10 protein-coding genes are annotated in these 12,560 nt (G+C 65.9%); 4 read left to right on the forward strand and 6 right to left on the reverse strand.

Annotation, left to right across the window (positions count from 1 at the left end):
* On the reverse strand, positions 1–1,139 hold a 1,139-nt coding region (locus VGD20_RS19585; RefSeq protein ID WP_331136052.1), incomplete at its 3' end, for a TonB-dependent receptor plug domain-containing protein.
* A gap of 219 nt (positions 1,140–1,358) precedes the next feature.
* Between VGD20_RS19585 and VGD20_RS19590 the strand changes: the two genes are divergently transcribed.
* Positions 1,359–2,270 carry a LysR family transcriptional regulator gene (locus VGD20_RS19590; RefSeq protein ID WP_331136053.1) on the forward strand — a complete coding sequence of 304 codons (912 nt, stop codon included), beginning with the start codon at positions 1,359–1,361 and terminating at the stop codon, positions 2,268–2,270.
* Positions 2,271–2,365: 95 nt separating this feature from the next.
* Positions 2,366–3,610 (forward strand): acyl-CoA dehydrogenase family protein, encoded by a 1,245-nt coding sequence (locus VGD20_RS19595; protein WP_331136054.1) that lies wholly within the window; start codon positions 2,366–2,368, stop codon positions 3,608–3,610.
* Between the two features lie 243 nt (positions 3,611–3,853).
* On the opposite strand, the gene VGD20_RS19600 is transcribed toward VGD20_RS19595, so the two are convergent.
* The 3 genes from VGD20_RS19600 to VGD20_RS19610 are packed head-to-tail and all read right to left on the reverse strand — an operon-like array spanning position 3,854 to position 8,214.
* The gene (locus VGD20_RS19600) at positions 3,854–6,274 is read right to left on the reverse strand and encodes an ABC transporter permease (RefSeq protein WP_331136055.1); all 2,421 of its coding nucleotides are present in this window, start codon (positions 6,272–6,274) and stop codon (positions 3,854–3,856) included.
* A 2-nt stretch (positions 6,275–6,276) separates the two neighbouring features.
* Positions 6,277–6,957, reverse strand: coding sequence for an ABC transporter ATP-binding protein (locus VGD20_RS19605; RefSeq protein WP_331136056.1), 681 nt, complete (start codon positions 6,955–6,957; stop codon positions 6,277–6,279).
* A gap of 9 nt (positions 6,958–6,966) precedes the next feature.
* A complete protein-coding gene (locus tag VGD20_RS19610) occupies positions 6,967–8,214 on the reverse strand; it encodes an efflux RND transporter periplasmic adaptor subunit (RefSeq protein WP_331136057.1) in 1,248 nt (415 codons plus the stop codon).
* A gap of 212 nt (positions 8,215–8,426) precedes the next feature.
* On the opposite strand from VGD20_RS19610, the gene VGD20_RS19615 reads away from it, so the two are divergent.
* Positions 8,427–8,966 (forward strand): response regulator transcription factor, encoded by a 540-nt coding sequence (locus VGD20_RS19615; protein WP_331136058.1) that lies wholly within the window; start codon positions 8,427–8,429, stop codon positions 8,964–8,966.
* The gene (locus VGD20_RS19620; protein WP_331136059.1) at positions 8,956–10,263 is read left to right on the forward strand and encodes a sensor histidine kinase; all 1,308 of its coding nucleotides are present in this window, start codon (positions 8,956–8,958) and stop codon (positions 10,261–10,263) included. Before VGD20_RS19615 ends, VGD20_RS19620 begins: the two co-directional genes overlap by 11 nt.
* An 80-nt stretch (positions 10,264–10,343) precedes the next feature.
* On the opposite strand, the gene treA is transcribed toward VGD20_RS19620, so the two are convergent.
* Complete coding sequence (gene treA, locus VGD20_RS19625; RefSeq protein ID WP_331136060.1) at positions 10,344–11,864, reverse strand: alpha,alpha-trehalase TreA; 1,521 nt, start codon at positions 11,862–11,864, stop codon at positions 10,344–10,346.
* Positions 11,861–12,560 (reverse strand): MFS transporter (locus VGD20_RS19630; RefSeq protein ID WP_414714600.1); only part of this gene is annotated, 700 nt, incomplete at its 5' end. The genes VGD20_RS19630 and treA, both read right to left, overlap by 4 nt.

Genomic DNA, 12,560 nt, shown 5'->3' on the forward strand with positions numbered 1-12,560 from the left:
AGATAGAAGCTGGTCGGGCTGTCAGGGCCAAGCGACGCATTGAGCGACTCGCTCATGTTATAATTGATGCGGTTACGCCCCAGCGACGCGCTGAGGTCATAGGTGAAGGCATCGCCCGCCTCGCCGCGCAGGCCGCCTGCAGCCTGGAAATCGTCGTATTTTGTGCCAAAGCGCGGGGTGAAGCCGGCCGGATACAGGCTGTTGAAACTGAAGCCGGGGAATGCGGTACTCGGATTATAGACGTTCGCGGTGCCTGCGGGATTGCGCCAGTTGAAGTCGGTAACCCCTTCCCCGCTCCCGATCGTGCCAAAGGCATAGATGGTCGCGCCATCGACAATCTCGTAATCGGCGTTCACCGCGCCGCGCACTGACCGGAGGTCGGGCTGGCCCCAGCGCTGCACCGGGTTCGGCACGGCGAGGTTCGGGTTCGCCGCCTGGAACGCTTCGGCATCGGGGCGCTGCCGCGTGCGCGAGGTCGCATCGGACTTCGTAAATTCGCCGGTGAAGACCAATGTGCCACGGCCGCCGAGCGCCACACCGCCCTGCCCGCCGGTCTGATAGCTTTGGCCGTCACCTTCATAATAGCTCGAATATTGGCCGAAGGCGGTCATGCCGGGCTGGTCATCGAGAATGATGTTGATCACGCCCGCGATCGCGTCCGAGCCATATTGCGCCGACGCGCCATCGCGCAGCACTTCGATCCGCTTGATCGCGAGGTTCGGGATCGAGGCAAGATCGGCCGCCTGCGCGCCGCGCGTGCCGAGCAGCGCAGAGCGGTGATATCGCTTGCCGTTGACGAGGACGAGCGTCTGATCGGGCGACAGGCCGCGCAGCGTCGCGGGGCGGACGAACGCCTGGCCATCGGCCGCGGGAAGACGCTGCACGTTGAACGACGGCAGAAGCTGGGCAAGCGTATCCGACAGATCGTTCGACACGCTGCTGTCGATCGCCCTGGCCGACAGGACGTCGATCGGTGCCAGCGTGTCGAACTGGGTCCGCCGCGCGTCGCGGGTGCCGGTGACGATGATCGTGGCCCCCTCCGCACTATCGGCAGCGGCGGATGCCATCTCTTCGGCAGCGGCCGTTGCGGGCGCAGCAAATTGCAGCGCGACAAGCGCGCAGGCGGTGAGGCTTTTCATGGATGCTCCTTGGATCTCGACGGGGAGAGTTATGTTCTCGTTGCGGTTGCGGCCTAGGAATTCATTGTGACAAACCGGTGTCGCTCGATGCTCATCGGGGGCGGTCGATGCCCGGATCGTGCCGGAACGGACGGGAGTGTTGGCGCGAGGGGCGTTCACTTCCGCATGATTAGCGATTAGTGCCGACGATCCGGCCCCTACTACGTCGAGGAGGACTTCTTGCGGCAACTCGCCCGGTTCGATCTCAACCTGTTGCGGATATTCGACGCGATCTTCGTCAAGGGCGGGGTGTCGGCGGCGGCGCGCCACCTGAACCTGTCGCAGCCGGCGATCAGCCATGCCCTGACGCGTTTGCGGGCACAGTTCGACGACCCGCTCTTCGTGCGGCAAGGCAACGGGCTGGTGCCGACCCCCGCCGCCCGCGCAATCGCGGGACCGGTGCGCGAGGCGCTGCGCGGGCTCGACGCGGCGCTCGATGCGGCCGCTTCGTTCGACCCCGCCGAGACGACGCGCGAGTTCCGCATCGGAGTGCGCCTGTCGGGCGAGATGCCGCGCTTCTCCTCGCTCGTATCGCGCGTGCGGCGCGAGGCTCCACATGTCGCGCTCGCGAGTGTGACCTTCCGGCGCCGCGATCTGATCATGATGCTCGCGAGCGGCGATCTCGACCTCGCGCTCGATGTCGCCCTACCCGCCGACGACCGACTCCAGCGCCATTATCTGGGAACCGAGCCCATCGTCGTCGTGGCGCGCAAGGGCCATCCGCGCGTCGACGGCACGATCGATCTCGATACCTATCTCGCGCTCGAGCATATCATCGCGACGTCACGGCCCTATGGACCCGGGATCGAGGACATGGCGCTCGGCCGCATGGGCCTCGCCCGGCGCGTCGCCGTCCGCTGCCAGCACGCGATCACCGCGTGGCAGATCGTCGCCACATCCGACATGCTGTTCTCGCTGCCCCGGTCGCATGCCGAGCTACTCGGCGCGATGGGACCGATGCAGCTCGTCGACCTGCCGCTGCCGGTCGAACAAGGCGGCAGCTATCTTTACTGGCATCAGGCCGCGCAGGCCGATCCGGGGCTCGGCTGGCTGCGCACGATCATCGCTGACGAACTGGAGCAGACCGCATAGCTATTCGCCTAGCGAATATTCTATATTCAGCCCTATCATTTTCCCTGATGACATGACGCGGCTAGACTGCGGGCGAAACCCAGCGGAGGATTGCCATGACCGAGATCGAACTCGAAGCCGAACTCAACGACCTCAGGATGTCAAAGGAGGCGCAGCCGCTGTTCGACGCCGTCAAGCGCCATATCGCCGAGAATGTCGATCCGATCACCGAGGAGTTTTTCCGGCTCGGCGAAGGCCGCGCCGACCGCTGGAGCTGGGCGCCGGGCCAGCTCGAACTGCTCGAAGGCGCGAAGGACAAGGCGAAGGCTGCGGGCCTCTGGAATTTCTTCCTGCCGCACGGCGACACCGGCACCCCGCTCAGCAATCTCGACTATGCCTATATCGCCGCCGAACTCGGCAAGTCGCCGCTCGCATCGGAATCGCTGAACTGCTCGGCCCCCGACACGGGCAATATGGAAGTGCTCGAAATGGTCGGCACGCCCGAGCAGAAGGAGCGTTGGCTGAAGCCGCTGCTGAACGGCGAGATCCGCTCGGCCTATGTGATGACCGAACCCGGGGTCGCCTCATCCGACGCCAGCAACCTTGAAACCAGCGCCCGGCTCGAAGGCGACGAATGGGTCATCAACGGCGAGAAATATTTCATCAGCGGCGCCGGTGATCCGCGCTGCAAGATCCTGATCTGCATGGTGAACACCAACCCCGAAGCGGCGCGCAAGGCGCAGCATTCGCAGATCCTCGTACCGATGGACACGCCGGGCGTTAAGGTTCTTGGCCCCATGCACGTCTTCGGTGCCGACCATGCGCCGCAAGGACATATGCATATGCGCTTTGAAAATGTCCGCGTGCCCAAGGAGAATATCCTGCTCGGCGAGGGACGCGGGTTCGAGATTTCGCAGATGCGCCTCGGCCCGGGGCGCATCCATCACTGCATGCGCACGATCGGCAAGGCCGAACGCGCGCTCGACCTGATGGTCAAGCGCGGCAATTCGCGCACCGCCTTCGGCCGCCAGCTGTCACAGCTCGGCAAGAATCTGGAGGTGATCGCGCGCGCGCGGATCGAGATCGAGGCAATGCGCCTGATCGTGCTCAAGGCAGCAAAGGCGATGGACCTGCTCGGCAATCGCGAGGCGCGCGTCTGGGTCAGCATGGCGAAAGCCATGGTGCCCGAACGCACCTGCCAGATCATCGACCAGGCGATCCAGATTCACGGGGCGACCGGCATCTCGCAATGGACCCCGCTCGCGGACCTGTATGCCGACGTGCGCCATTTGCGCTTCGCCGACGGTCCCGACGAGGTTCATTATATGGTCGTCGGCCGCGAAGAACTGGGACGGCACTAACTTCGCGGGCCGCTCGAATTGACCGCGGCTCCGACACGCCGTCCGCCCTCTTGAAGCCACTGACGACATGGAGTTTCCCGTCGTAACCGTCGCGCCTTCGACTGCCGACGCCGCGGTATAGAGCTTGCGCGCAGCGGCGGCGGGTTCCTTCTTGCCCGAGCTCGACCGGACGATCGCGAAAGCTCGCACGGCAACAATTGTTTGGCCGAACATTCGGCAAGCATCCGCTTCAGGTCCGCCCCGTCATTCGTGCCGCAATGCATCGACGATACGTCCGCGCGCCGCGGCAAGGACCTGCGTAGAACTGACGAGGATCGCGGCGAGGATCGTCGCGCCTGCCACCGCGCCCAGAAGCCAGACCGGCAGGTCGGCGCGCGCCGCGAATTGCCCGAGCCACTTGTGCATGATGACGTAGCCAACCCCAAGACCGACCGCACAAGCGGCGAGGACGGGCGGCAGGAACTGCCAGAGCAGCAGGCGCACGATCGCCGGCGGCGACGCGCCCATCGCGCGCCGAATCCCGATCTCCTTGCGGCGCCGGTCCGCCGAAAAGGCCGATAGCGCGAACAGACCCATGGCGGCGATGACAAGCACGACAAGGGCACTCGCGCCGATAACGCGTCCTTGCACGATCGAGGTGCGGTACCGATCGGCCTCGATCTGCGACAGCAGCCGCGCCTCGATCGGCCCGCCGTCGCCCATGGCTTGCCACAGCCGCTCCAGCCCCGCACGAACCTCGCCGAGCGCGGCGGGGCTCGTTTCGACTGCAAGCGTGCCCCATTCGGGCAAGCGGGCGTTATAGATCAGTTCGCCAGCCGGTTCGAGTACGCTTGCAGCGGCGTCGGGAACGACACCGACGATAGTATGCGGCGTCGTCGGCGGATTGGGTCCGACCTGTAGCGAGATGGCGATCGACTGGCCAATCGCCTCGCGCGGCGAGGCGAAGCCGAAATGCCGCGCTGCCGTCTGGTTGATGACGATCTCGCTACGCACGGACTGGCCATCGCGTGCGGGGGTGAAGATGCGGCCGGCCAGCGGTTTGAGCCCCGCGAGCCCGAAGAAATGGGGATCGACGTCGACGAAGCCGGGGGTGAATCGCTGCCCCTCCCGGTTGATCGCGGTGACCGCACCCTGGGGAGCGAGGTTGAAGGCGCCCTGCGCCGAGCAGCTCGCGCTTCGCACCCCGGCGAGTTCGCGCGCAGCCTGGGGCAGGCCCGATCCGCATGATGTGGCGATGGTCAGCACCGGACCGCGTCCGGCGCCGAGCGCGCGATCGATCGCGAAGTCGGTTTGGCGATAGATGGTGATCGCGGCGACGAGCAAGCCGGTCAGCGTCGCAAACTGGACAAAGACCATCGCGCGGCCGATCCACGCGCGGGCCGGCATTCCGGCGGTATCGCCGCCGAGCGCAGCGGCCGGTCGGAAGGAAGACAGGACGAAGGCCGGATAGAGCCCCGAGGCCAGACCCACCGCGAGCCAAACCGCCAGCAGCGACAGGAGGAGGCCCGGTTCGCGCGTCAGGTCGAAGGAGAGTGACAGGCCGAGCAGCCCGTTCACGGCCGGCAGGACGAGTTCGACAATGCCCATGCCAAGGATGAGCGCGATAAGGGTGACGAATAGGCTTTCGCCGAGAAACTGGCCGATTAGCTGTCGCTGCCCCGCGCCGCACGCCTTGCGCACTGCGACTTCGACACCGCGGCGACCGCTACGCGCCGTCATCAAGGCGACATGGCTTGTCGATGCCATGAGGAGGATCAGCGCCCCGACCGCGCCGATCGCCGTGACAACGGCCGGGTCGACGCCGGGCTTGCCGTGCGGACTGTCGTCGGGCGGCCCGAAGTGGATGTCGGCAATGGGCAGCGCATAACCGCCGACCTTCGTGCCGCTCGCCGCTGCCATCGCCTGGAATGGACGGATGACATCGTCGAGCGCGGGCTGAAGGTCGGCGGCACGCGTGCCCGGCTTGCCGCGAACATAGGTAAGAATGGGAAGGTTGATCGTCGGCACGGGGCTGGCGTCGGCGCGCGCGAGCGGCGAGACCGCACCGAGGCCCGACGCAATGAACTGCAGGTCGAAATGGGTTTGCGGAGGCAAGTCGGCGAACACGCCGGTCACGCGCAACCGCCGGACCGAACGATCGGCGCCGACGATCTCGATCGATGCGCGGCGCGGCGCATCGCTTCCGAACAGCCTTTGCGCCATGCTGCGCGACACGACGACGCTGTCCGGTTCGGCGAGCGCGGGCCCGAGGTCCCCGCTGACCGATGCCAGCGGCAGCACCGTGAGAATCGAGGGATCGGCCCAGACGAAACCCTTGGCGCGAAGCGGGCGGGTATCGGCGCCGACCCGGATCACCGGATTATCCTGATAGATACGGGCGACCGCTTCGATCCGGTCGCTTCGCGCCGCGAGCGCGGCGGCGAGGATCGATGGCGTCACCGCAGAAACGCGCTCGGGCTGGCCGGGCTGTGCGACGGTACCCGTCATCCGGAACACGCGCTCATAGCCCGGAATGAAGGCCTCATAGGCGTTTTGCTGACGCACGAAGAGTCCGGTCATGATCGCGGCAGCCAACGCCAGTGCGAGGCCGATCAGCGTGACGGCGGCGTAAAGCCGGCCGCGCACAAGATGGCTCCAGGTCGAGGCAAGGATGTTGCGCAGCACGATCAGGCGCCCAGTTGCGTCTGGCTGACGACCCGTCCATCGAGCAATTGTATCTTGCGATGTGCCCGGTCGGCCTGCGCAAGCGAATGCGTTACCATTGCGACGCTGGTTCCCCGTCCGACCGCCTGCCCGAGCAGGTCCATGACCGCCTCGCCATTGGCCGTGTCGAGATTACCCGTCGGCTCGTCGGCGAGGATGAGCCGCGGATCGGACACGATTGCGCGCGCGACCGCTACTCGCTGCTGCTGCCCGCCCGAAAGCTGCTGCGGCAGATGGCGTGCACGGTGCCGCATGCCGACGCGGTCAAGCGCCCGTTCGACGCGGTCGCGCCGCTCGCCCGCCCCCGCACCGCGATAGAGCAGTCCGAGCTCGACATTTTGCATTACGGTCAGTTCGTCGACGAGGTTGAACCCCTGAAATACGAAGCCGATCGCGGCCCGACGCAGCCGGGTGAGTTCGCGTTCGTTCGCCTGGCTGATGTCTTCGCCGAGCAATTCGATGCGCCCGCCATCGGGACGGTCGAGCAGTCCGAGAATGTTGAGCAGCGTCGATTTGCCGCAGCCCGAGGGCCCCATGATCGCGACGAATTCACCCTCGCCGATGGTCAGCGATACGTCGCTCAACGCATGCGTACGCACCTCGCTCGTCTCGTAAGTCTTGGAAATCGTCTCCACGCGCAGCATGGCTTTCTCCTATTGAAGGTTGATGCGCCGATATGCGTCCCAGCCATCATAGCTGGACGTGATCACGCGGTCGCCCGGTGCAAGGCCCGCCAGAATTTCGACCTGGTCGGCGTTGCGCCGCCCGGTCCGGATAGGCCGGCGCTCGGCATAATTGCCCGCAGGTGCCAGCACGAAGGCCCATCGGCCGCCCGACGCCTCGAGAAACGCCCCGGCAGGCAGCAACAACGCCGGTCGGTCGGCGCCGAGCGACAGCCGGCCGCGAACGGCCTCGCCCGCGACGAGGCCCTGCGGTTCGCGCGCGGCGAAGTCGAGATCGACGCGGAACGTCCCCTCGGTTACTTCCGGATAGATGCGCGACACGACCAGATTGACGCCGCGCCCGTCGACCGTCGCCCGCTGTCCCACTCTCACGCGCCCGAGATAATATTCGTCGACGCGCGCCGAGACGCGAAAACCGGTATCAAGCGCCAGTTCACCCAGCCGGTCGCCGCGGTTGCGATTCTCGCCGAGCTTGACGTCAAACGCCGACAGACGCCCCCCCGCGGGAGCCCGGACCGTCAGGTCGTCAAGCTTTGCGCGCGTCACGGCGAGGCTCTTCCCCAGCGTCGCCAGTTGCGTGTCGATCTGCGGCTGCTGGAGGCTGGCCAGCCTTGCCTGCCGCCGGCTTCGGGCTTCCTGAATGGCTTGCCGGTCGGCGACCGCGCGCCGTTCGTCCTCGAGCCCGTCGATCGTCTTCGCCGGTACGAAGCCGCGCGCCGCGAGCGGCCGGCTGCGGCGAAGGTCGCGATCAACTCGCGTCTGGTCGTAGCGGGTCAGTGCGAGCGCCTGCGCATTTTCGCTCCGGTCCTGCTCGAGCTGCTGCTGATAGCCCTGAAGCTGCGTGATCGATTCGATCAATCGCGCCTCCTGCGAGAGTATCTCAAGCTCGAGCGTCGTGTTCGTGAACTCGACAAGCGGTTGCCCTTCGGACACATGGTCGCCCGACCGGACGAACAGCCGCCGCACCCGCCCGCCTTCGGCGGCGTCGAGGTAGATAATATCGCGGGGCTCGATACGTCCCTGAAGGCTCGTCGTGTCGCGATATAGGCCGCGCTCCACGCGCGCTATAGCGGCATTGCCCGCTGGCACGTCGAGCGACGGCGTTGCGAACTGGCGCGCCGTGAGCGTCACGAACAGGGCAGCAATGAGCAACCCCGACGCAAGCGCTAGCCGACGGCCGTGGCGCCGCAGCCAATTTTGCCGCAAAGGTTCGTCCATCGCGTCCCAAACTCCTTATCGCCATTATCGCTTGGCGAGCCAGAATCAGGAAATTCAATGAATTCAATGCGATGGACTGCAGCGGCAGAAAGAGGCGGCAAGACCGGTGTCCGGGATCGGACAGCAGCAACGCGCGATTCGTCCACCGCGGGTTGCAAGTGCCTGCTTTTGCACCGGTTCCCCGCGTCAGCGGCATAGGATAATATCGACCGATGGACGGCCCCCGCATCTTGCTCATCGAGGACGACCTCGCGATCGTCCAGGCGATCGGCTTCGCCCTGCGCGGGGTCGCCGAAGTCGACCATATCCCCGGCCCCGACGACCTGCCCGATACATTCCCTTTTGAGCGTTATGCCGCCGTCCTCCTCGATATGAATTTCCGCCCCGAACAGCGCGAGGGCCGCGCCGGCCTCGATGCAATCGGCCAGCTTCGTGCTGCCGATCCGACGCTCGCGATCGTCATGCTCACCGTATTCGGAGGCGTTGCGATCGCCGTCGAGGCCCTCAAACGTGGCGCCTGCGATTTCCTGTTGAAGCCCTGGCGCAACGACAGGCTGGTCGCGGCGACACGCGCGGCGATCGACCTCACATCGCGCCAGCGCGCGGGTGCCGCGATGAGCCTCGACGCGATCGAGCGCCACGCCATCGAACGGGCGATCGAACGCGCGGAGGGCAACATCAGTCGCGCCGCCGCGGCGCTCGGGATCACGCGGCCCGCGCTTTACCGGCGTATCGAAAAACATGGCCTTTAGCCAAAGGCGTCACTGGCCCTTTGCCGTCGGGCTCACCGTACGCGGACTCGCCGCGGGCTCCTCCGCCGCAAGCGCCGTCATGCTCGCGCTGTCGGGGCGCCCGGTGCTGGGACTGATCACCGCCGCGATCGCGATCCTGATCCTGCTCTCGCTCGTGCGCGCCGCGCGCCGTGCCGAACAGGCGATGCGCGAACTGGCCGACCAGCTTGCCGCCGGCGCCGACGACCACCCTGCGGCGCTGGCACCCGCCTTCGCCGATCTCGACGACGCCATCGCGCGCGCAATCGCCGCGATGCGGCGGCGCGAGGCCCGATATCGCACGGGCACGCAGGCCGACGAAGCCTTGCTCGATACGGTTCCTGCAGCGCTTTTTCTGACGGACGGCGCGGGAAATCTGTTGCGCAGCAACCGGGCCGCGCGCGCTCTGGCACCCGCGGCGCCGGCACATTTTGCCGATCATCCGGTCTTCGCGGTGGATGATGCCGCGACTCTGCTCGCCGACCGGCCGGAAACGGGCCGGCTGCTGCGCCTCACCGACGGCCGCCTCGCGCACGCCTCGATCGGAATTTTCGATCTGGCCGACGGATCGCGGCGGCGGCTGATCGCCATACAGATCGTCGCGGAAAAGCTGGGCGCTGTCGAAACCGATGCGTGGCACCGCCTGAGCAGGGTCCTCGCACACGAAATGATGAATTCGCTCAGCCCCGTGATCTCGCTCGCCGAAAGCCTCGTCGATCAGGATCCCGACACCCGCCTCGATCGTATCCAGGCTGCCGCAGCCGCGGCGACGATCGCGCGGCGCGCCGGGCATCTGATGGGTTTCGTAGAACGCTATCGCCAGTGCCTCGCCATCCCGCAGCCCCGACCGGCGCCGGTCGACCTTGCGGAGTTTGTCGAAGATCTCGCTTCGCTGGCGCGCGGGTTCGATCCCGACGTTGTCCTGCAGGTTGCCGGCATGCCTGATGGTGCCACGGTCGCGATCGACCGCGAACTGATCGAGCAGGCCCTGCTGAATCTGCTCAAGAACGCCGTCGAGGCGGTGTCGGGACGCCGAATGCCGGCCGTAACTCTCGGCTGGCATCTGGACGGGGACATGCTGTTCTTCACCGTCGACGACAATGGTCATGGCCTGCCCGCCGATGCCGAGGACATCTTCCTGCCATTCTATACGACGAAGGCCGATGGCGGCGGCATCGGCCTTTCCATCGCACGCAAGATCGCGATTTCGCACGGCGGAACGCTGATCGCTGCTTCAACGGCAGAGGGCACAAGGTTGGCGATGCAGCTTCGTGTCTGATTAACGGAACAATAGGAAACGCAAGGCATGCATCGGCCGGTGCCGACCTATCGCTTTCGATGCAGAAATGACGAAAACGGCTATCGCTCGATGCCAGGGTCTTGTGCCTCGACGTCTCGGGCCGCCATCAATTCCAGCGTCACGCCGTTCGTCCAGCCGAACCCCGTTTCGGTCGTATATTCACCGCCCACTCCCGCCGAGCAGGCGACTACGTCATATTTTTCAAAAAGCTGACCGCTTTCTGCATACAGCTTCCCGACCATTGCAAGCCAGCGGTCAGCGATAAGGTCTGCGATCTGCGTCCGGCCATATCCGCGCAAGCCGACGATCGCGACCCATTGCAGCGGCGCCCAGCCGTTCGGAGCATCCCATTGCTGACCACTGGGACTGAGCGTTGTCATAAGCCCGCCCGGACGAAGCAACCGCTCGAGCGCCTTGGCGGTACTGCGCGCGCGTTCCCGCGTCGCCAGACCTGTAAAAAGCGGGAAGGCGGTTGCCGCTGTCAACTGACCGGAAACCGCTCCGGCATCAAGGTCGAAGTCGGCATAATAGCCGCCCTTTTCACTCCACAGATGATCGTTGATCGCTCGGGCCCGGCCGCCGGCTCGCTCCGCAAATTCCGCCGCTATCTTCCGTTCGCCGATGCTCGCGGCCGTTTTCGATATCGCCTGCTCAAGGCCAACGAGCAAAGCGTTGAGGTCGACCGGGACCAGCCGCGTTGTCCGGATCGATCCGAGCCTTTGTCCGTCGGCGAGCCAGCGCGAACTGAAATCCCAGCCGCTTTCCGCCGCCGCGCGGATATCGCGCCAGAGTCCGGTCGCTTCGCGTTCCGGCGCATGCCCCGCCAGTTCGATATCTTCGCGCCAGCTCTCGTCCCTCGGCCCTTCCAGATCGTCCCAGTAGCGATTGAGCAGGCTGCCATCGGCAAGCCGGATGACACGCCTTGCCTCGCCGCCGCGTGGAATATCGTCCGCGCCCTCCATCCAGAAATCATGTTCCCTGATCATCCAGCCGAGATGCCGGCGCACGCCGAATTCGGTCGTATCGCGCGACAATTGCACCATCAGATAGAAAAAGGGCGGTTGCGAGCGGCTGGTGTAATAGCTGCGTGTACCGTTCGGAATATGACCGATGCGGTCGAGCAGGCTGCCGAAGTTGGCGATCATGTTCTCGACAAGATCCTGCCGCCCCGAGCGGACCAGGCCCAGCATCGTGAAATAGCTGTCCCAATAATAGAGCTCGCGAAAGCGGCCGCCGGGTACGACATAGCTGTGGGGCAACGACAGTTCGGACGACCCCGGACCGGCGACATCCGAAGTGCGGATCAGCCGCGGCCACAAGGCGCGAATATGGTCGGCGAGCGGTAGACGATCGGCCGTTTCGGCAGGCTGGCCTTGCGGAATGTCGAAATTCTCGAGGACGAATTGGCGCAGGGCATCCCCTCCCGCTGGCGCCCGCGCGCGCCAGTCGGCGAGAATAGCGGCGGCCGCCCGGCGTGGACGCGCATCTGCGAATGTCTTGGAATCGGGGAACAGCCCCTCTTCCTGCACCGCCGCGAACAGCGGGCCGAACAGGCTGGCGGGGGTATCGGCCACCATCATGCGCCCGCGCTTTCGATCCGGCGCTGCACGAGCGGCAATGCGAGCGCGACGAGCGCGATCGGCACCAGCAGGAAATAGAAGGCGGTGGTTCCGGGCAGCGTCTGGAACAGCAGGCCGACGAGAAACGAGCCGATGGTACCGCCGAGCGCCGAGAAGATGACGATCAGTCCGATCATCGCGGGATGGCGCTGCTTCGGCAGCGCGCTCAGCACCACCGAACAGATCGTCGGATAGATGGGGGCGAGGAAGAGCCCTGCCAACGGGAACAGCCAGGCCGCAAGGGGTGCATTGGCCCAGCCAGTGCCGGCGCCCGGCCGGATGTCCTCGGCGAGCGGCAGCGCCAGAACGACCAGCACGGCCAGCGCGCCAAGGCAGCCGAGCAGGACCGGCTGCCACGCGACGCGTCGCAGAACCACGCCCGACAGCAAACGCCCGGCCGCCAGCGCCGCGACGAAGATGCTCGACATCTGGACACTCGTCGCCGGGGGAAGATGCAATATCTCGCGATTGAAGGTCGGAAGCCAGGTCCCCGTTCCCTGCTCGATCAGCACATAGAGGAACAGCGTCACGAGCACCGCGACCGTCGCGGGCAGCGCCGCCAGCGCCAGCATCTCGCGCCAGCCCGCCGCGACGAGCGTACCGGCAGCGTCGGTCGCCGCCACACCTTCGTCGAGGCGTATGCCGAGCCACGCGATA

The organism is Sphingopyxis sp., from assembly GCF_036402335.1.
GTDB lineage: Bacteria > Pseudomonadota > Alphaproteobacteria > Sphingomonadales > Sphingomonadaceae > Sphingopyxis.

Excerpts from the sequence above, each read along its gene's own strand:
- VGD20_RS19620 (WP_331136059.1), top strand. The coding sequence starts at position 8,956 with ATGGCCTTTAGCCAAAGGCGTCACTGGCCCTTTGCCGTCGGGCTCACC.
- treA (WP_331136060.1), bottom strand. The coding sequence starts at position 11,864 with ATGATGGTGGCCGATACCCCCGCCAGCCTGTTCGGCCCGCTGTTCGCG.
- VGD20_RS19610 (WP_331136057.1), bottom strand. The coding sequence starts at position 8,214 with ATGGACGAACCTTTGCGGCAAAATTGGCTGCGGCGCCACGGCCGTCGG.
- VGD20_RS19615 (WP_331136058.1), top strand. The coding sequence starts at position 8,427 with ATGGACGGCCCCCGCATCTTGCTCATCGAGGACGACCTCGCGATCGTC.
- VGD20_RS19605 (WP_331136056.1), bottom strand. The coding sequence starts at position 6,957 with ATGCTGCGCGTGGAGACGATTTCCAAGACTTACGAGACGAGCGAGGTG.
- VGD20_RS19595 (WP_331136054.1), top strand. The coding sequence starts at position 2,366 with ATGACCGAGATCGAACTCGAAGCCGAACTCAACGACCTCAGGATGTCA.